General features: G+C 35.3%; 17 protein-coding genes and 4 pseudogenes. 15 read left to right on the top strand and 6 right to left on the bottom strand.

The window, feature by feature from the left end:
* Positions 1 to 836 precede the first annotated feature (836 nt).
* Positions 837 to 2,006 (top strand): serine hydrolase domain-containing protein, encoded by a 1,170-nt coding sequence (locus AC1DIT_RS20035; protein WP_016131650.1) that lies wholly within the window; start codon positions 837 to 839, stop codon positions 2,004 to 2,006.
* A 597-nt stretch (positions 2,007 to 2,603) separates the two neighbouring features.
* On the opposite strand, the gene AC1DIT_RS20040 is transcribed toward AC1DIT_RS20035, so the two are convergent.
* Positions 2,604 to 4,019: an amino acid permease gene (locus tag AC1DIT_RS20040; RefSeq protein ID WP_016131649.1), complete on the bottom strand. Its 1,416-nt coding sequence runs from the start codon at positions 4,017 to 4,019 to the stop codon at positions 2,604 to 2,606.
* A 932-nt stretch (positions 4,020 to 4,951) separates the two neighbouring features.
* Here AC1DIT_RS20040 and AC1DIT_RS20045 point away from each other — a divergent pair.
* The 11 genes and pseudogenes from AC1DIT_RS20045 to AC1DIT_RS20095 all read left to right on the top strand — a co-directional run bounded on the left by AC1DIT_RS20045 (position 4,952) and on the right by AC1DIT_RS20095 (position 14,642).
* Positions 4,952 to 5,521, top strand: a complete 570-nt coding sequence (locus AC1DIT_RS20045) for a dihydrofolate reductase family protein (protein WP_016131648.1) — start codon at positions 4,952 to 4,954, stop codon at positions 5,519 to 5,521.
* Between the two features lie 236 nt (positions 5,522 to 5,757).
* Positions 5,758 to 6,273: a DinB family protein gene (locus AC1DIT_RS20050; RefSeq protein ID WP_476998364.1), complete on the top strand. Its 516-nt coding sequence runs from the start codon at positions 5,758 to 5,760 to the stop codon at positions 6,271 to 6,273.
* A 170-nt stretch (positions 6,274 to 6,443) separates the two neighbouring features.
* The gene (locus AC1DIT_RS20055) at positions 6,444 to 6,965 is read left to right on the top strand and encodes a DinB family protein (protein WP_016113562.1); all 522 of its coding nucleotides are present in this window, start codon (positions 6,444 to 6,446) and stop codon (positions 6,963 to 6,965) included.
* A 209-nt stretch (positions 6,966 to 7,174) separates the two neighbouring features.
* Positions 7,175 to 7,672: a DinB family protein gene (locus AC1DIT_RS20060; protein ID WP_016132967.1), complete on the top strand. Its 498-nt coding sequence runs from the start codon at positions 7,175 to 7,177 to the stop codon at positions 7,670 to 7,672.
* 477 nt (positions 7,673 to 8,149) lie between these two features.
* Complete coding sequence (locus AC1DIT_RS20065) at positions 8,150 to 8,683, top strand: sigma-70 family RNA polymerase sigma factor (protein WP_016113564.1); 534 nt, start codon at positions 8,150 to 8,152, stop codon at positions 8,681 to 8,683.
* 4 nt (positions 8,684 to 8,687) lie between these two features.
* Complete coding sequence (locus tag AC1DIT_RS20070) at positions 8,688 to 9,095, top strand: PadR family transcriptional regulator (protein WP_016113565.1); 408 nt, start codon at positions 8,688 to 8,690, stop codon at positions 9,093 to 9,095.
* A gap of 7 nt (positions 9,096 to 9,102) precedes the next feature.
* Positions 9,103 to 10,368: an FtsW/RodA/SpoVE family cell cycle protein gene (locus tag AC1DIT_RS20075; protein WP_016113566.1), complete on the top strand. Its 1,266-nt coding sequence runs from the start codon at positions 9,103 to 9,105 to the stop codon at positions 10,366 to 10,368.
* Positions 10,369 to 10,653: 285 nt separating this feature from the next.
* Positions 10,654 to 11,211 (top strand): AAA family ATPase, encoded by a 558-nt coding sequence (locus tag AC1DIT_RS20080; RefSeq protein ID WP_016113567.1) that lies wholly within the window; start codon positions 10,654 to 10,656, stop codon positions 11,209 to 11,211.
* 843 nt (positions 11,212 to 12,054) lie between these two features.
* Positions 12,055 to 12,651, top strand: coding sequence for a GNAT family N-acetyltransferase (locus AC1DIT_RS20085; protein WP_016132966.1), 597 nt, complete (start codon positions 12,055 to 12,057; stop codon positions 12,649 to 12,651).
* Between the two features lie 442 nt (positions 12,652 to 13,093).
* Positions 13,094 to 13,258 (top strand): annotated as a pseudogene (locus AC1DIT_RS20090) (tyrosine-type recombinase/integrase); the annotation flags it as partial.
* Positions 13,259 to 13,445: 187 nt separating this feature from the next.
* Complete coding sequence (locus AC1DIT_RS20095; RefSeq protein WP_016113572.1) at positions 13,446 to 14,642, top strand: FAD-dependent monooxygenase; 1,197 nt, start codon at positions 13,446 to 13,448, stop codon at positions 14,640 to 14,642.
* A gap of 225 nt (positions 14,643 to 14,867) precedes the next feature.
* Here the strand turns inward: AC1DIT_RS20095 and AC1DIT_RS20100 are convergent, their stop codons facing one another.
* Together AC1DIT_RS20100 and AC1DIT_RS20105 are read right to left on the bottom strand one after the other, a co-directional pair.
* The gene (locus AC1DIT_RS20100; RefSeq protein ID WP_077295726.1) at positions 14,868 to 14,966 is read right to left on the bottom strand and encodes a YjcZ family sporulation protein; all 99 of its coding nucleotides are present in this window, start codon (positions 14,964 to 14,966) and stop codon (positions 14,868 to 14,870) included.
* A 150-nt stretch (positions 14,967 to 15,116) separates the two neighbouring features.
* The gene (locus AC1DIT_RS20105; protein WP_077295728.1) at positions 15,117 to 15,239 is read right to left on the bottom strand and encodes a YjcZ family sporulation protein; all 123 of its coding nucleotides are present in this window, start codon (positions 15,237 to 15,239) and stop codon (positions 15,117 to 15,119) included.
* Between the two features lie 727 nt (positions 15,240 to 15,966).
* Here AC1DIT_RS20105 and AC1DIT_RS20110 point away from each other — a divergent pair.
* Positions 15,967 to 17,205, top strand: a complete 1,239-nt coding sequence (locus AC1DIT_RS20110; RefSeq protein WP_016113574.1) for a YcaO-like family protein — start codon at positions 15,967 to 15,969, stop codon at positions 17,203 to 17,205.
* Positions 17,206 to 17,332: 127 nt separating this feature from the next.
* Here the strand turns inward: AC1DIT_RS20110 and AC1DIT_RS20115 are convergent.
* From AC1DIT_RS20115 to AC1DIT_RS20125, 3 pseudogenes are all read right to left on the bottom strand, one after another.
* Positions 17,333 to 17,782, bottom strand: a pseudogene (locus tag AC1DIT_RS20115) (tyrosine-type recombinase/integrase); the annotation flags it as partial.
* Between the two features lies 1 nt (position 17,783).
* Positions 17,784 to 18,263 (bottom strand): annotated as a pseudogene (locus AC1DIT_RS20120) (transposase); the annotation flags it as partial.
* Positions 18,264 to 18,639: 376 nt separating this feature from the next.
* Positions 18,640 to 18,816, bottom strand: a pseudogene (locus AC1DIT_RS20125) (IS1595 family transposase); the annotation flags it as partial.
* A gap of 107 nt (positions 18,817 to 18,923) precedes the next feature.
* On the opposite strand from AC1DIT_RS20125, the gene AC1DIT_RS20130 reads away from it, so the two are divergent.
* Positions 18,924 to 19,832 (top strand): alpha/beta fold hydrolase, encoded by a 909-nt coding sequence (locus AC1DIT_RS20130; protein WP_016113577.1) that lies wholly within the window; start codon positions 18,924 to 18,926, stop codon positions 19,830 to 19,832.
* 379 nt (positions 19,833 to 20,211) lie between these two features.
* The coding region (locus AC1DIT_RS20135) for a thiol-activated cytolysin family protein (RefSeq protein ID WP_476998365.1) at positions 20,212 to 20,842 on the top strand (631 nt) is incomplete at its 3' end.

Below are 20,842 nucleotides of genomic sequence, written 5' to 3' on the forward strand. Positions count from 1 at the left end.
CTGATACAGTCTGATACAGTTGAACCATTTGGTGCTTAAATTCCGCTGTAAAGGTTCTTCTTTCTCTTTTATTGTTCGTCATAGTAGATTCTCCTCAAATATATTAGTTGTAGTCTACTTGACCTTATTTTTTTTGTCTAGTTCAGTGTAGCCTATCCAGGCGTTTATTTTTCTTAAGCTGATGGATATGGAGTCCCCCCTAGGTTAAATAAATTTCCAATTAGAAACAAGTGATTTTAACAACGTTAGGAGTGTTTCATACAACACAATGTCATTTGTGTTGTATCACAAGAAGAAAAATCACATTAGAAAAGAGCCGGAATTCACCCTGTTAAGAGTAAACCGACTCCTTAATATTTAAAGGACGAAAAAAAGAAACACAGAAGCAAAAACCCTCTGTGTTTCTTTTTGATTCATATATTTATTGGAAAATATTTTGAACTTTCCGGCACAGATTCTCCTTCTAYCCTATWATAGAAGCTATTYTGRACGTAAGTAATTTGTAAGGAATGGGTAAGTAAAAAGAGATTTTCATTGTGTATGATCAAAATATAAAGAGGCGTGAAAGGCGGAACAGATATGACTTATATATGAAAAACAAACCAGTAACAAGAGTGTTTCAAGGAAAAGAAGTAATTTCTGGGGTTAACATACATGTGGAAGAAGAGGGATTTACCGTTTGTTAGGAGAGAATGGCGTTTGTAAAAATAATAATTATGAAGATGATTACGAATTCAATGTTGACCTTTTGTCATTGGTGGAGATGATAGCTGTGTGGTTAGTATGAAACAGCAAGCAACCACCTATACAATATGAATAGAGGAGAGGAATGCCTTATGAAAACACGTAGTCAAATTACATTTGCAAGTCTGGCCCTTTTTATAGCTGGAAGTTCCCTGTTATACACAACGCCCACCTCAATTGTAAAAGCAGAGCCCAATCAAAATGTATCTAGTTCGTTACAAACAAGCACTGAGCGAGATCGTAATTCCGTCAAACAAGCAATGCGGGATACATTGCATCTTGGATTCCCGGGGATACTTACTAAAACTTCCGAGGGTGGAAAAACGTGGAGTTATGCCGCTGGGGTAGCGAATCTGAGCACCAAGAAACCAATGGAAACAGATTTTCGCTTTCGCATTGGCAGCGTGACGAAGACGTTCACCGCAACGGTTGTACTTCAATTAGCTGGAGAGAACCGCCTGAATCTAGACGACTCCATCGAAAAATGGTTGCCTGGTGTCATTCAAGGAAACGGATATGATGGTAAACAGATTACCATCCGGCAGATATTGAACCATACAAGTGGTATCGCTGAATACACAAGGTCAAAAGACTTTGATATTATGGATACAAAAAAATCGTATACGGCTGAAGAATTAGTAAAGATGGGGATTTCTCTGCCCCCAGACTTTGCCCCAGGAAAGGGCTGGTCTTATTCAAACACAGGATACGTATTACTGGGTATCCTTATTGAAAAAGTAACCGGAAACAGCTATGCGGAAGAGATTGAAAATCGGATTATTGAACCGCTTGAATTGTCGAATACATTCCTACCTGGCAATTCAAGCGTTATTCCAGGCACCAAGCATGCCCGTGGATATTTCCTACCAGACGGAGCAAGTGAGCTAAAAGACGTTACTTATTATAACCCAAGTATGGGTAGCTCGGCTGGAGATATGATTTCTACTGCTGACGACTTAAACAAATTCTTCTCTCACTTACTCAGTGGCAAATTACTGAAGGAACAGCAACTAAAGCAAATGCTTACTACAGTTCCTACAGGAGAAGCTGAACTCGGCAGATATGGTCTTGGAATCTATGAAACTAAGCTTCCAAACGGTGTCTCAATATGGGGACACGGAGGTAGCATTCCAGGGTTTGTTACTTTTGCTGGAGGTACACTTGGAGGCAAGCATACGTTGGCCGTCAATTTGAACAGTATGGGTAGAGCTAACAGTCCTGATCCTTTTAAAAATATTTTACTTGCTGAATTTAGCAAGTAGGCAACAAGTGACATCGGATAAATTTTTTCATAGTTTTTATGGTTAAACATATACCTTTCTGGTTCAAACCCATCACATCGCTATCAAGCTAAGAAAAGCAAATACCCCAAAACGAGAAAATTGGCATCTCCAGGTGAAAATGTACAATTTTTTGTTTTGGGGGGGGCGTTATAAAATTCTTAAGTTGATGAGCATGTATGGTGACCCCTTAGAGGGATTTTAGCAAGATACATAGGTATATCTGGATTTGGATAAAGGAGCTTAAACTCCTTCGGGTGATGCATTATTTCCAACTGTGAATTTGAAACAGAGTCACGATGTTTTGAATAAAGTTGTAATGTTTATAAAAAAGATACGATGCTTTATCTTTTTTTATCGAAGGATTCTAAAGTGATTGCGTATAAAATTATTTATATGAACATCAAATCAGTAAGGGATAATACTAATCTGTCCCTTTTGTAAAGGGCATTTCGAAAAAAGTTATGTAACATAAAGAAGCTGATTTCTGTATTCAACAGAAGTCAGCTTCTTTAAATTTCATTGATATCTATGTTACTCAACTATCGATATGATTATTAATAGAATTGCTTGTGACTATTATCTCGCCATTTTATCATGTGCTTTTGAAATCGTTTCTTCATTTAAATTACTGTGCTTTATCGAATAAATGAAATATATTACTGCTCCAATAGTTATCCAAATACTGAAGTACACCCATGTTCTTAATGGTAAATTTAGCATTAAGAACACACAACATATAATTGAAATGATTGGTAATATGGGTACAAACGGTACCCTAAATCCACGTTTTAAATTTGGATGTGTTTTACGAAGGATAATAACCGATACACTAACTAGTGCGAACGTTACCAAACCACCAATATTAACTAAATTCGCTAATTCTTTTAAATCAATAAATCCAGCTATCACAGAGCTTCCTATTCCCGCCAATCCAATTGTAAAGGTTGGTGCTCCAGTCTTCTTATTAATCTTCGCAAGTGATTTTGGTAACAGTCCATCACGACTCATTGCAAAGAATACTCGTGTTGCTGCGTACATAGTCGAGAAAATAACAGCCATAAGACCAATTACAGCTCCTACAGCAATTACACCAGCGACTTTCCCTTGCCCTACGGCTTCCATTACATAAGCCATTGCCTCAGGTACATTTAATTCTTTATAGGAAACCATCCCTGTCATAACAAGGCACACTATAACGTAAATAAGTGTACATATGATTAACGATATAATAATAGCGATGGGAAGATTACGTTGTGGATTTTTCACTTCTTCTGCCGAAGTTGCTAATATATCAAATCCCATAAAAGCGAAGAATACGGCTGCCCCACCAGTTACAACGCCACTTAAACCGTATGGTGCAAACGGTACCCAGTTCTCTGGCTTTACATAGAATACACCAACTACAATAAATAATATAACCATTCCAATTTTAATTAACACCATTATGTTATTGATACGTTTACTTTCCTTTGTACCACGTGATAACATCCATGTTATTATCAATGTAATGATTACCGCTGGTAGATTCATAATACCACCTTGTGATGGAATCGTTAACAGAGCTTTGGGTATCTCTAATCCCAATCCACTTATTAAGTTGTGGAAATATCCTGTCCATCCACTAGCGACAGCTGCTGTTGCTACGATATATATTGAGAATAACGTCCAACCTACTAAATGTGCTACAAACTCACCGATTGTTGCATAGGAGTACGTATATACACTACCTGAAGTCGGGAGTGTAGAAGCAATTTCTGCGTAACATAAAGCTATAAATCCACAAACAATCGCTGCAAGTATAAATGAAAAAATAACTGCTGGACCAGCATCTCTCGCTGCTACTAATCCAGTTAACACAAGAACTCCCGTTCCAATTATCGAACCTATCCCTAACATAATCAAATCAAATGTTCCTAATGTTTTCGTTAAGGTCTTACTCTTATTATGCTCTAACAGTTGTGTAACAGATTTCTTTTTTAATAACTTACTCATATTCTCTGTATCCCCTTTAAAAAGTAAGGTATGTTCTTCTAATGCTTGTGGTATACATAAATTTATATAGATATTAGCTAACCCAAAACTATTAACTTTGCAATATAAGGGATTGAAATATGCGATAAATTTACCGATATTCTTTTCAAAATCTCTATGGGAATCGATTCCATTAACACTGTCCCATATTGGGTATCTAATTTTATTATCTTATCCAACTATTAGATTTATAGGGACGATACAGCAGGAAAGTCGTGAATGTTCTCCTTTTTCTGAAATTTAAACCCCTATTTTTCGTCGTATTTTGTCGAATTATATGAACTATTCTAATTAAAGGTGTTGTGTTTGTAAAGTATTATTTCTTAGAAATCTCTTACAATAAAAACAGATGCTAGAAACCAGCATCTGTTTTTATTTCTCCTATTTGGGGTAGCACCATATCGCTATCAAGCTAAGTAATTTATCACCCCACAAAATGGAAAAATGAGCTTAATACTCAAATATATCTGCAAAGATATAAAATTTTTGTTATGGAGGTGTCGCTTTTAAATAAAGTCACGGTGATTATAAAAAAGACGCGATGTTTTGAATAAAGTCGCGACGTTTATAAAAAAGTTGCGATGTTTTACCCCTTTGGATTTGTTTATCTAAAGGTGTGTTTTTATAATGAAAAGTGAAAAGAATATCTGAACTGAAAGGCGGATTAAGGAACTGTTGAGTAGCAATAAAGTTACTCCACTAAAGGGCCATATTCTTGAATAACTAATTGTGGAAATAATAGGAATTTGAGATGATTGTTATTAAGTTAAAGGGTAGGTTAGCAGTTTAATAACATCAGTAACTTTATTCAGAAATAAATGCCGTAAATAATGAAAATATAAAAAAACTTGGCGGGAGAAACAATATCTAAATGATTAAAGGGAGGAAGAATTATGTCCAATGACATAAGACCAAGAAGAATAATTTTAGATTTAGCAGTTACTTTAGATGGTTTTATTGAAGGGAAAAACGGGGAAGTTGATTGGTGCATCATGGACCCTGAAATGGGATTTATTAATTTCTTAAATCAAATTGATACTATTTTATATGGAAGAAAAAGCTATGATTTATGGGGACAATTTACTCCAGAAATTGAAGATACTGATACTGAAAAAGAAATTTGGGAGTTAGTTCATAGTAAAGAAAAATATGTGTTTTCCAGAACGCAAAAAGGGACTGATAATAAAGCAATATTCATAAATGATAATATTCTTGAAGAAGTAAATAAATTAAAGAATAAGCCTGGTAAAGACATCTGGATATATGGTGGAGCAAGCCTTATTACAACTTTTATCAATTTAGGGCTTGTTGATGAATTTAGATTATCTGTTCATCCTGTTATTTTGGGAGAAGGAAGACCGTTGTTTATTGATATAAAACAGAGGTTGAATTTAAAAATGGTTAATACCAGAACGTTCTCGTCTGGCGTTGTGCAACTAATCTATCATTTGAATGGGAATTAATAATATTGCACATTTCAAAGATAAAATACAATAAATATCATTAGGAAATACTCGATAGTAATTGTCACTTCTTCAACAATCGGGCGCTTTTCTGAAATAAGGAGAGCGTCTTTCTTCATGAAAAGGGCCAGTTTGTAGAGGATTTTAACAGGTTTTTTAGAGTTATTATTTAAATAGGGATTTTGAAGTTTTTTGGTGAATATTAAATGTTAATCTAAAAGATGGAGGTTACTGTGATGTTGAAACTGTTTCAATATAACTGGCAAGTTCGTGATGATTGGTTTACATTGTGCGAAGACATACCGGATGAAGAACTATTAAAGAAACGGATCGGTGGGTTCGGCAGTATCCTACATACCCTATTTCACATTGTAGATGTGGAATATATGTGGATCTTAGGTTTGCGAGGTGAACCAGTGCCTGAGGAGCCATTGTTTGAAGATTATGCTAACTTACAAAAAGTGAAAAATCTTTCAGCTCAATACCACGAGAAAGTGAAGCCATTTGTAACATCTTGGACAAATGAAATGGATTCTCGGAAACTTTCAGAAACTGATTTCAATGAAGAACCGATTAGCTCTAGAGATGCACCAATTAGGCGCCGAGTCATTGAATGTACACACGGAGAGATCATACGTMATGTCATTGTCCACGAAATTCACCATATCGGCCAGATATCTATATGGGCACGTGAAATAGGAAAGGAGCCTGTTTCTGCAAATCTGAGAGGAAGAGGGCTATTCGATAATTAGACTGCCTTTGCCAATTTCACAATCGGGCGCTTTTCTGAAATAAGGAGAGCGTCTTTCTTCATGAAAAGGGCCATTTAGTTGAAGATCTCATCAGATAAGTAATAATATTTAAAGGCATAATTCATTCTGATAAAGAATATTAAAAAATGTGATGATAAGGAGGCGATTGTATGGTTAATCATGTGGAAAATCTATATAACTATCATGTATGGGCAAATCAACGGATTATTGATCATCTTAAGACACTTTCTCCTGAGAAATATCAAAAGGAAATGAAAAGTGTCTTTTCTTCTGTTTCAAAGGTTTTGTCACATATCTATTTAGTGGACTATGGATGGCTTAATATCCTCGAAGGTCAGAATATGAACGAAGCAATGCAATTTTCATTACAACTTCAAGAAAAGATAGAGAAACTGCCCATTGAAGACTTAGAAATGGAATTCCACACTTTATCAACTCGGTTTAAATCCTTTTTGAAAAGTCAGGAGGATATAGAAAAGAGAATTATGCTGGATAATCCATGGGCAAGTTTAAGAGAAACAAGTCTATCTGAAATGATCTTACATGTTGTAAATCATGGAACCTATCATAGAGGGAATATTTCAGCTATGTTGCATCAATTGGGTGATTCTTCAGTTATGACTGATTATGCTTTTTATTGGTATTCTGATAATGTGATTCATCAGAAATAGGTAAGAGAAGAGTAATCCATTTTTTCGTCAAAAAGGTGACGTTTGTTGAGAACGAGATCTGTTTACACAGCTCTATCTTTCAGCTAACAGATAGCTTTAATCAAACAATTGTTGATCTAAAATGATCTGACTCTTCTATGATATTTAACATTAGCAGCTAGAATAAGTTAATTGCTTTTACAATACCCCATAAGGGAGGAGAGGAATTTATGGTCAAAAAACTGATCGTCGGCGACGCAACGTATGAACTGGCCACTACGCGCCGCATTCTGGAACGCTTGCCCGAGGAGCATATGTCGTGGAAGCCGCATGAGAAATCGATGACGCTCGGCGGGCTGGCCACGCACCTGATCAACCTGCTAAACTGGCAAGTCGCGATTTTTCAGTACCCGGAGTTTGATCTTTCGACCGTGCCGCTGAGGCGCGAGCCTTTAGAAAAACGCGCTGACGTTCTGGAGGAGTTCGACGCAAACGTCGGCAAGTTGGAAAAGCTGCTCGCCGAATGCGAAGAGAAAACGCTCGGCGAGGAATGGACGCTGCGCCACGGCGACCATATCATCCTCCGAGAGCCGCGGGCGATCGCGCTCCGCACCTTCGGATTAAGCCACATGGTTCATCACCGGGCGCAGCTCGGGGTTTATTTGCGACTTCTCGATATTCCGGTGCCGGGCATCTACGGCCCCTCGGCCGACGAGGAAGCCCAATGAATTAAGTTTCTCGATCCAATACTCTCCAAAAAGTCGTAGGGCACTGACATGATCGCCGGTACTCTACTACAAGGGACAAGAATGATTACAATCCTTGATCACTAACAGTTGAGGATTTTTAATTGAACAATACCAGTTAATATCAGCTTTTTGTTTATTCAAGAAAAGGGCGCCATTCTTAAGTAAGAGGGCGTCTTCTTTTATTGGGCCATTTAATTGAATAAGTCTTATTAAACGAACGGTGGCAGGATAATGAATTTCATGGAGTAAAATAAGAAATTAGAGTAGAGAATTATTTAGAAAACAAAAAGGGATATGCCTTTGTTAAAATAAAAGATTTATTTTTAGTAAAGAAAAATTAAGCTTGAAATAAAGGTTTAAAAAACGGTATGGACATTGCAAACCGTTTTTTTTTTAGGGATTTATAAAACTTTTCAATGGAGTGCGTCGTCTAATAAATGGGAAGGAGGAACTGATGTGGATGAATTAACAGCAGAGGCGTTTGAAATAGAAGATAAGGAGGACCTTATAGATGAGATAATGAACAAGTATGGACAGGAAATCTTACAGCTTGTTTATTCATATGTGAATAATAAAGAGGTCGCTGAGGACTTAACGCAAGATATATTTGTTAAATGTTATAAATCTCTTCATACATACAAAGGGAAATCAAATGTAAAAACATGGTTGTGGAGAATTGCCATTAATCATTGTAAGGACTATATAAAAAGTTGGTATAACAAAAAGGTAATCGTTACAGAGGATGAATCTACGTATATTGGGATTCAAAAAGAAAGTGTTGAACAAACTGTTATTCAAAATGCAGAGGACCGTAGGCTGGCTTCTGCAGTAATGAATTTACCGATAAAATATCGGGAAGTGATTTATCTCTTTTATTATGAAGAATTGCCAATCAAAGATATTGCTATGGTAATAGAAGTGAAGGAAAACACGATAAAAACAAGACTGAAAAGAGCCAAGGAACTCTTGAAGAAAGGATTGGAGGAATAATCAAATGGAAGATCGATTAAAAGGCCTACGAAAATCAATGGAGAATACAACTTTTAAACATTTGAGTTTTTCTGATCAGCATCGAAAGCAGGTACACGAAAAAATTAATCAATCATACGAAAATGAAGAAGATATCCTTTTAGCAGTTTTGCAACTTCTCATGAATGAAAAAACAGGGTACGAATTGGCACAGCTATTGCGTGGGAGAGGGATTCAAAAATTCGAAGGAAATGAAGGTTTTTTATACACCTTATTACATCGTCTGGAACAGAATCGTTTTATCCAATCAAGTTGGGATCATTCAGGAGCTAAATATTATCAATTAAATGATAAGGGAAGAAAGATGCTACGAAAGGCAGAAAAAAATTCTACAAAGGCACGATTTATATTAAAAGGATTAGTACAGGGGTGAGACAAATTTGAATAAAAAAGGGGAGCGTTTTTTAAAAGAAGTTACCAATCATATTAAATCAAAAGAAGCGAAGAACCTTGTGGAAACTGAACTGGATTTTCACTTGAAACAGGCGAAGAATATGTGGATAGAGAAAGGGTTAAGTGAGGAAGTTGCTGAAGACAAGGCTGTTGAACAAATGGGAAGTCCAATCAAACTTGGTCAAGAACTTAACAAACTTCATAAGCCAAAGGTCGATTGGTTCATTATTATTTTATTAGTGACTGCTATGGGGCTAGGCTTTTTGCCAGTTGTAGCTTTTGGACATACGAATGATTTACTAATAAATAAGGTGATATTTGTTATTCTCGGTGTTGCAACGGCTCTTGGGATGATGCTGATTGATTATCGGAAATTAGAGAGACTAGGATGGCTGTTTTACACAATCGGAGTACTCATCCTTTTAATGCTATACTGTTTTCAAAACGCTTCCATGAATGGAGAGCCGTTAATAAAAATTGGTCCCATCGCAATTGAATGTTTAATGGCAGTGCCGTTCTTTCTTCTAGCTTGGGCTTCTTTTTTCAATAACAGTAGGTTAAAAGTTATGCATCTTCTGATATTGTACTTATTTTCTTTGTATCTATTCTTAACTATATCAATTCTTTCACCAATTTTTATCTATATCACGATGGTATTCGTTATGCTTTGGTGGAGTAAATTAGGAAAGAAAAAGGCATGGATCATTACAATTGTACCAATTTGTTTATTTATTATCAGAGTATTCTATTCCTGGTCCTCAGTAAAAGGATACCGGATGGCTAGAATTTTAGGGTACATAAATCCAGAGCAAGATGCAGGTGGCGCAGGGTTTATGTATATACGTTTAAAAGAGGTAATGTCATCAGCAGGTTGGTTTGGTACATCTGGAAATGTAAAGTCTATCCCTGCTGCAGATACTGATTTTGTGTTTGCAAGTTTGACTTACTATTATGGGTATTTGTTTGCGCTAATCCTTGTTTTGATTCTTTCTCTTTTTGTAGCAAGGATAATGGTCATATCTTATAAAATAAATGCTCGGTATGGTAAATTGCTTCTTGTTGGTGGAATGACTCTTTTTGTAGTCCAGTTCATTTATAACGTTGGAATGATCATAGGCTTATTACCGATCGCTTCTATATCATTACCTTTTATTAGCTATGGATTGATGCCAATTCTATTTAATGCGTTTTTAATGGGTATCGTGTTAAGTGTGTATCGACGTAAAAATTTGATATCAAGTAGTTTCATTTAGAATTGAATCTAAAGTTTCTTTACATTAATTTAATAAGGAAACTTTACACTGACATGGGTATTTAGCTTATTCCAGAATAGGGCGCTTTTCTGAAATAAGGAGAGCGTCTTTCTTCATGAAAAGGGCCATTTAACAGCATAACTATTTCAGGTAAACAAATTAAAAACGTTAATGTGGAATGTATTTACTGAACAGCCTAAAATTTTTCAGATAGTATGAAGTTTGTGAAAAAGGGTACTTGAAATTACTGATATAATAATAAAAAATCATTAATGGAGGAAGTCTATGAAATTTGTACTTATATTTGGTCCGCAAGCAGTTGGTAAAATGACAGTAGGGCAAGAGTTAGCTAAAGTAACTGGATTGAAACTATTTCATAACCATATGACCATTGAATTACTTGAGCCCTTATTCAGCTTTAGCCCGGAAATGTGGAGGGTGTCAACTTTATTTAGAAAAGAAATATTCAAGGCAGTGGCTGAGAGTGAACTGGAAGGTTTGATTTTTACATATGTGTGGGCTTTTGATCAACAAGAGGATTGGGACTTCGTAGACCAGACATGTGAAATCTTTGAATCCCAGGGTGCCACTATTTATTTTGTGGAATTAGAAGCCGATATGGACGAGAGGCTGGAAAGAAATAAAAGTCCGCATCGACTTGAGCATAAACCTACCAAAAGAAACGTTGCTTGGTCGGAGAATGAACTAAGAGAATCAATGGAAAAATACAGATTGAACTCCCATAAAGGTGAAATTAAAAATGAGAACTACATAAAAATTAATAATACAAATTTGAATGCTGCAGAAGTAGCTGAAATAGTGTCAAAAAGGTTTGAATTATAAAATCACGTGAATGATCTTCTGTAGATTTAAAAGAAAGTTGTACCGTTTTGAAGAAAGTTGCACCGTTTATAAAAAAGTTGCGATGATTTGAAAAAAGTTTAACCGTTTTAGAGGGGGATTTTTAAAGAAAACATTGTTGTAGCAAGTTTCATGAAAACTTTTGATCGAACTTTTTTATAAAATTTGTACACTAATTTACAATGATTATTCTGTTTTTGATCAAACTTTTTTCAAAATAAATTCTTTTTGGTTCTCACTAAATAAGGATTTTCAAAACATTTCTAATCAAACTTTATTCAAAAGCTACATCTTCAATTATCGGGCGCGATTGTTGAGCAACATAGATAGGAAATGACCAAACTTTTTTATAAAAGAATGAACCAACTAAAAATATTAAGAGCGTGTTTTGATCAATCTTTTTTTAAAAAACGCTCTTTTCTAAGATCGTTTATCAAGGTTATTAGTATCGATTTGATCAAACTTTATTTTAAAGTAACAGGAGGATCATTTTAAAAGAAAATTGGATAGTGGCAAATTTAAAATATTGCTATAGACTTCATCAAATGGTACACTTATAGTACGAACTATTTGAATTTTCTCATTTGTAATCATATAAGACATACAGATTCGAGTCTTTAGACAGTCGCTTAAAGAGCTATCTTTAAGCCGTTCTAAAGGCTTTTTTGTTGTTCCCGCAAGTTTGAACGCTAGTAAAAATCATTAAATTATTGGAGGTGATGGAATGAAACTTGCCTTGCAAAGGCTGTGAAGGAATGTGTTGTGGTGCTGTCCTAACTCAAATGAACTAAAGAATATTCTGTTTAAAAAGGAGACAGTAATACTATGATTATTGAAACAGATATATCTCTAGAAGGAAATTCAATTTCGCTTATTCCTCTCGAGGTGAAGCATAAGGAACAATTATTTGAAGCTTTAAAAAGCCCTGAAGTATGGAAATATTCCTGGCGAAAAGTTACCACAGTGGAGGATATAGAGCAAATATTAATGATAGCTGTTAATAATAAAAAAGATGGGAAACATATACCTTTTATTGTTAAGGATAAACTGAAAGGTCAAGTATTAGGGACAACTCAAATTTGTGGTATTGATAAAGTAAATCGTAATGTGGAAATAGGTTGGACTTGGCTTTCACCAAAAGTTTGGAGAACAAAAGTAAACACAGAATGTAAATTCTTATTACTTAAGTATTGTTTTGAAGAATTAAAAGTAAATCGTGTCCAATTTTCAGTTAGTGGAGAAAACATACGTTCTCAAAAAGCTGTTGAACGAATAGGAGCAACAAAAGAGGGAACTTTTCGTAAACATAGAGTAAAGGCAGACGGAACCATTCAAGACAATATATTTTACAGTATTATTAATGATGAATGGGAGTCAGTAAAAGAAAGATTGATTTATTTATTAGAGAAAGCATACTGTTAGTATCACCTCTTCTTTTTTAATTATCAACTTGATTCAATATTGGTCCAATTAGGACTTGTCCTTTTTCATCACTTGATTCTGAATAATATTTCACTTATTTCTCAAACCAAAAACAATAAATAATTAAGTAGTCGTTGTTCAACTATCGGGCGCTATTCTTTTATAGAGAAAGCGTCTTTTTCTTGTATTTCAAGTGTTCTCATGGTTAAGTAATTTTTTTGTTTTCTACGATTGTTGAATAACTAGCGTATAAAAGAGACTCTCCTTGAACATAATAGAATCTAGATTAATTGATTTATAGAATGGGAGCGTGAAGAATAATGTTATTATCTGAGGCCTGGGAACAGTATCAATTAGATAAAAAAATTGAGGGATATTCACCTTTGACTTTAAAAATATATTGTTTTCAATATAATCTCTTATTACGTTATTTCGGTGACATCATCCTCATCAATTACGTCACAGCTATGCTACACATATGATTAACAACGGTGCGCCACTTGAAGTAATACAAAGCTTACTTGGTCATGAGAAGAGTGAAATCACGAGAATATATGCTCAGCTGAGCGGAAAGTTGAGACACGATTTTTATATTAAATATTTTTGAAAGCTACTGAAATTAATCTTTAATCAAAATCGAGGCATGCATATAAAAAGACGTATCTTTTTGAATTGGGCCATTTTGTTGAATAATTAAATTCCTATTATTTTGTTGTGGTAAATAAGTAGAATAGGTCGTGAATATACTGTGGATATGTTAAGACTTTAATTAGGATGGGAGTGAATAAGCAATTATGATACAAACGATGAGCGTCCTTATTTCTGGTGCGAGCATTGCCGGCACGGCACTCGCTTACTGGCTTCACCGCCACGGATTCGACGTGACTGTAATAGAACGTGCACCAGCATTGCGCACGGGTGGTTACGGGGTTGATATCCGTGGTGCAGCCGTTACGGTGCTTAAGGGGATGGGTATACTTGATCAAGTTCGTGCAGCTGACACGAACATGACTGGTGTTTACTTTGTGAACAGCAAAGGCAAGTTTGAAGGTCAAATAAGCGAAGCGAGTATGGGGAACCAGCAGGGGCTGGACATCGAAATCATGCGTGACGATCTTAGTAACATTTTGTACGATTTAACCAAGGATACGGTTGAATACATTTGGGGCGATTCGATTACCGCTATACATGAGACTGAAGCTGGTGCAGAAGTTCAATTTATTCATGGCAAGCCACAGACATTTGACCTGGTCATCGGTGCGGACGGGCTCCATTCTAATGTGCGCACCTTAACTTTTGGCGACGAAGCACAGTTTAAACGTACGCTTGGCTGTTATATCTCGATTTTCACCCTCGAGAATTACCTCAACCTCGACCACCGCCAGCTGCTTTATACGATACCAGGCAAAACAGTAGGTATGTATAGCGCTCGTGACAATACCGAAGCAAGGGGTATGTTCTTGTTCCAATCAGAGGCATTGAAGTACGACCGCTATGATATAGAATCTCAAAAGAAATTTGTAGAAAATGCCTTCTTAGGCCATACAGGTTGGGAAACCTCGCATCTACTCAAAACCATGAGAGATGCGACAGACTTTTATTTTGACGAGATATGCCAGATTCACATGCCGACATGGTCAAAGGGGCGGATTACATTGGTAGGCGATGCGGCGTATGGCCCATCACCTCTATCGGGTCAAGGATCTAGCCTGGCGCTTGTCGGGGCTTTTGTATTAGCTGGTGAACTCAAAGCTGCAGATGGCGATTTCGCCCGTGCATTTGTTGCCTACGAACAAAAAATGAGAAAGTTTGTTGAGAAAAATCAAAAAATAGGACTAATAGCTGCCGGGAGTATGATTGAAAAATCAAACTTCAAAATCTTTCTTCGCAATTTAATGTTGCGTATACCAACCATTATGGTTGTACAATTTAAGATGATTTCGAAAATGATAGCGAAAGCTGCTAACGGGATAAAGCTGAAAGATTATTGATATGGATAGTTATAAAGGAGTTTTAGCCCAGCATTAATTTATCATTTTAACCGAGAAGACCCCCTCCTCTAAACGAAGTGAAGTGCACCCCAATTGTTAGAGGTAGGTGGGGGTAGTTCAATTCAAACCAACAGGAGGAGGTACTTTAAAATCTTAGGTTAATGGATGTGTGGCGAGACCCCATAAAGAAAAGACACTTATAAGAGTGTCTTTTCTGATTGTTTTTTAGCAGAAGCAAGCAGCTCCAACTATGATTAATAATATAAAGAGCACAATGATTAGGGCGAATCCGCCGCCAAAGCCACAACTACCACCAAAGCCCATAATAGTTCCTCCTTTCAATAGGAGGGGAAAACATTGAGTCATTCATGTGTTCTAACGGTTTACATTACCTTATGTTTTTAGAGGATATATGAGCAGGTCCTTTAAGAAATAAAGAAAAGACACCCATATGAGTGCCTTTTCTAATTGTTTTTAGCAACCTCCGCCGAATCCTCCGCCCCAACAGCTGCAACCAATGATAATTAGCAGGATGAACAGTACAATTAGTAAAGCGAATCCGCCGCCAAAGCCACCACAACTACCACCAAAGCCCATAATAGTTCCTCCTTTCAATAGGAGGGGAAAACATTGAGTCATTCATGTGTTTTAACGGTTTACATTACCTTATGTTTTTAGAGGATATATGAGCAGGTCCTTTTGAAAAAAGAAAAGACACCCTAAGGTGCCTTTCTCCGACTTGAACCATCTTAATCTTAATAATATGTATTGGACTCCCATCCACTTACCATTTTACCATATTTATCTATATCGGTTATTGAGAAAATAAAAGAACCCCTTCGAGTGCTGATACCTACTTCACTACCTTATACTAAAAATTCACTTGCTAATACTCATTCAAAAATAAGGAAAATGCATTATCGTTTATAAAGGTATACTTATATGGACATATTGAGAGTTCTCCTTATCACTAAATACATAAAAATTATAATTACACTCAAAAGTGTAATTATAGAAATAGAATTTGTTGAGAAATTTGAATTTTCATAATAATAGGTTGTTTTTCCAATATTTCCCCTCTATAATTTGGATGTACCACATGATTATATAATGAAGGAGGAGTTCATTATGGGACGTTGGATTATAGTAACAAGTGAAAAGCATGAACCTAAATTAACAGTGTCTGAAACAAAAGAATTACAGAAACTACAAGAAAAAAAATAAAGAAGATAAAGAGGACAATCTTATGATGTCCTCTTTATCTATACATAAATCCATGAAAGTTTGTATTCATTTACTTTATATTTAACTGGGGGTTATTAGAATGCTATATTCTTGGGAAAGAGAAACCTTAGAAGAAATTGCGCATCAACGTATTATGGATACGTTCAAAGAATTAAATTTTTCAGTGAAAAAAAAAGCTTTTGGAGATAAAATACAAACCACATACGTGGAATTATTTAATTTAAATCAACAGATTGAATCATTCGGCGTAGGAAAAGGGAAGTACAATGAATTAGGCGCATTGTTTGAGGCCTTAGAGCATTATACTCTGGAGAACATATCAATGAAAGAGTGTGATTTTTTCTCTTCTCATCATATTGCGAAGAACCCAATATTTGACGGAGAGCGTGTTATGCAATTGATAGTAGAAGAACCAGATCAACAATTACTTTGTAAAAAATACTATGCTTTGAATGATACACAAGAACATGTATGGTATCCATTTTTTATTGCTAATCCACATTATATGCAACATCCAATTGAAACGGATACTTATCAGTATCAGAAAGTACAACGATACAGTTCTAATAGTGGCACAGCCATTGGTTCCACTTTACATGAAGCAATTATTCATGCAACGAATGAAGTCATTGAAAGGGATGCCTTTTCTTTATTCCTACTTCAGCATTTCTATTATGATATGCCAGATCATACATTAAAGATAATTCATCCAAATACGCTTCCACCATCCCTAAAAGAAACGATTGTACACGCAGAAGAGGAATTACAAGAGGAAATTATACTATTGGATATTACAACGGAAGTTGCAATTCCAACTATATTAGCTGTTACAAAAAATAAAAAGCATACTGGTATATTTGGGCTCGGTACATCTTTATACCCTGAATATGCTATCTTGCGAAGTATTACAGAACTGATTCAGGTGAATCATATCGCTTCTGCAAATATTGGTGATGAGCTAGCACATCGAGAGCATTTTTTGAATCATTTACAGCCGTATCCTCGTCACTATGCTTGTGCAGAAATGAATATGTGTTCCGTATTTAATCAATTTCCAGCCACTTATGTTTCGTTTGAGGATTTACCGAGATTTTCAGAACGTAATTTAATACTTTACATCGAAGAACTGCAAGAACGATTACACCAACAACATTTTTCTATCTATTATTCTCCAGTCAAAGAGTTTTCCAATGGTATAAAAATCATACATGTACTAATTCCACAAATGGAGCGTTTTTTATTGATTACAAATGGTCAATTGGTGTTCCCGTCCGAAAGAGGTATGAAAAAGAGTCTTAAATTAAAGTCCAGTTTATAAAAAAACACCCTATAAAGGGGACTAAGAAAAATGCTAATCCGCCCTATATGAGGTACCATCAACATTTTAACGTTTGTTGACAGTACCTCATATATTTTCAACAAAATAAAAAAGCATCTAATTTAAATTAGATGCGGAATATATCAAGTACATTATCTTTTTCTTCCTTATTAATTCCGATATATCTCAATGTAATTTGTAGTGTGCTATGATTTAGTATTTCTTGTAGCATAGCAATATCCTTTGTTTTCTTGTAAAACCAATATCCAAATGTTTTACGCATAGTATGAGTACCAATAGATTCTACTTTGGCAAAATTTCCGGCTTTTTGTAATTGTCGATAGGCTTGAATTTTACTAATGGGTTTATCACCTTTTCGAGAAGGAAATAACCAGGTACTTTTTAGATCTTCAGCGTATGGAAATACTTCCTCAAAAATAGATGTAATATTTATGATACGCTCCTTTTTTGTTTTTCCTTCTTTAACTTTAAATTCTTTCCGTTTTTTTCGCTTCAGTTTTAAAACCTCAGTCGTTTCCATTTTAAGTAAATCACTTACACGTAATCCGGTTCTGGTGCACAAATTTATTTTTATTTGCGTTCGCCTTTACGTGAGTGGAATCTGTCATTAATGCACGTCCTCCCACCATACGATGTTCCATCGCTTGACGTACGATTTCATCGAAGATTTCTTCAAAAATGTTTGTATGAAAAAAACGAGTGCGACGATTCCAGCTAATTGTGGAGTGATCTGGAACGGAATCTGATAAAGAAAACCCTAAAAACCAGCGGTACGCAATATTTGTTTTAATTTCTTTTTCTAATTGACGTTCCGATCGAATACCGTAAAAATAACCAATAAACATCATTTTAAATAAAACGATAGGATGAATAGAGGGACGRCCATTRTTTTCACAGTAATAGGGACGTAACTTCTCCTCAATAAAATCAAAATTAATAGTGGCTTCAATTGCACGAAGAAAATGATCGTGTGGAACTAACTCTTCTACAGAAACTGATACGCGTTCATCGCGATGATTTTTTAATGCATCCATCATCAGAAATCTCTCCTTTTCCTCTTTTTTATCAGTGTTGACAGATAAAAAGAGGCTCAGACACAAAAATAGGCTGTGGAGAAGACTTTCTCCACAGCCTGAACATCTTTCAGTATGAAAGATGTTATTAAGATCCTAGCTGCATAAATTTTTCTTTTTACTTGTTTTGGGTAAGTATACTTATCTTAGGTTGATGGGCATGCCCTTATAAGGGTTCATCTTATTTTTTTCGTTTTGGGGAACAGAGAATTTCTTAAGTTGATGGATGTGTGACGCTACCCCATCGCTATCAAGCTAAGCTCATACAACGTCAATTATAGTAGAGGTTGTTTCTTTTTTCTAAAGGTTGTTTTCTAAAAGGCTGTTGTTTTTGTCGTTCATTTACAGTCTCGTGTAGTAATCCTTTAAGTTTTGCGAATTTCTTGTAGTTAGTGGCTGTATCTGTGCATAACAAAGCAGATGGGTGAATATATTCACCTATCACAGTGTCAATTTCTTCGGCTTTGACACGCCCTGTTCCTGCTTTTCGAGCAATCATATTACCGTTTCTAAATTGTTAAACCAAAGTGAGTTTTGGCCAGAATAAGATAAATTTTTAATGGATTATTGCCATGATTATATTGATAAAACTCATCAATATTTTTGTCGAAAGGAGGAATTAAAATGAAGAGAGATGATAATAAGATTGGTCACTTTACATCTGAAAAAGGAAAGGAAGACTTTCAAATTGCTTACGATGAATCAATGGCACTTCTTCCAAAGCCTAACGATACGAAAGATATAAAAACTAAATATGGCACAGTTCGTGCTTATTACTTTACTAAAGAGGAAAATAAACATAAGGAACCAATACTCTTACTCCCTGGACGTGGTGCATCTACTCCAATGTGGGCACCCAATTTAGAAGGGCTAAGGGAGGAAAGGCCTGTTTACATGATAGATTTACTTGGTGAACCTGGAATGAGTGTGCAAACGAAGGTGATTGAAAACCAAAAACAACAAGCAGAATGGTTAAATGAAGTGATTGAAGGATTAGGTTTAGAAAAAGTGCATATCGTGGGTGTCTCAGTTGGTGGTTGGACAACAATGAATTTGGCCAGATATAATCCAGAGCATATTGCTTCGGCTAGTTTATTGGACCCAGTCTTTGTATTTGCGCAAATGCCCGTAAAGATGATTCTAGCATCTATTCCAGCTTCCGTCCCTATTGTACCTAAGTTTATAAGAGAAAAGATGTTAAGCTATGTTTCTGGAGGAGCAGAAACAAATGACGATGAGCCTATTGCTAAATTAATCGAGTCGGGTATGCGTAACTATAAACTTAAAACGCCAGCGCCTGATCTATTTAGTAAAGAAGACTTAAAAAATATCAATGTTCCAGTGCTTGCATTAATGGCCGAAAAAAGTACAATGCACAATTCAGTAAAAGCAGTTGAAACTGGGAAAAAATATGTTAAAGGTATCGATATAGTTAACTGGAAAAATGCATCTCACGCAATCAATGGTGAGTTCTCTAACGAAGTTAATGCTAGGATCCTTGATTTTGTAGAAAAACATTCTAATGAAAACTAAGTTGAAAGTGGAAAATATGTTGTAATAACAACTTTACATTATCACTTTCATTTTTCATAATCGGTATAAAAAATATGATTAATGCTACTCTTATTAACAATGCAAAGGGAGCTTGCTACATTCTTATATGTAATATTGCATATAAGAATGTATTGATAAAAATGTAAGCGCTTACTATAATAAGAGTATAAAGATAAATCACATCTTAGCAACAACAAAAGAGGAGGAAATAATATGACAATCGCAATGACAATTTTAAAATTTGTAGGTGGAGCACTTCCATTCGTTCAAGAACTTTTAAAAGCATTTATGTAAGTTCACTATTTGGCAATTATTTACAAAAAATTATCATACCTTAATACGAAAAAAAAGGAAGAAGTTGATTTTCTTGAAAATTACGAAAAATAATAAAGGAATAAAATTCCTTACATGTTTATTAGTTAGTTTATGCACTATTAATTATTCATCTATTTCCTTCGCGGAAACACAAACAGGTAATTCAGCTGATACAACAAAAAATGCTAGTGGCATTAATACTGGCATAGCAAATTTAAAGTATGATAGTAGAGATATTTTAGCAGTAAATGGTGATAAAGTAGAGAGTTTTGTTCCGAAAGAMAGTAYAAATTCAAATGGTAAATTTGTAGTAGTTGAACGTGAGAAAAAATCACTTACAACTTCACCAGTGGATATTTCGATTATTGATTCTGTGGCTAATCGTACTTATCCAGGAGCAGTACAACTTGCAAATAAATCTTTTGCGGATAATCAACCTAGTTTATTAGTGGCTAAAAGAAAACCTTTGAATATTAGTATAGATTTACCTGGCATGAGAAAAGAAAATACAGTTACTGTCCAAAATCCTACATATAGTAATGTGTCCGGGGCAGTAGATGATTTAGTATCTACTTGGAATGAAAAGTATTCAAAAACACATACGTTACCTGCAAGAATGCAGTATACAGAATCTATGGTGTATAGTAAATCTCAAATAGCAAGTGCTCTTAATG

This window comes from Bacillus sp. 05T22, assembly GCF_056396765.1.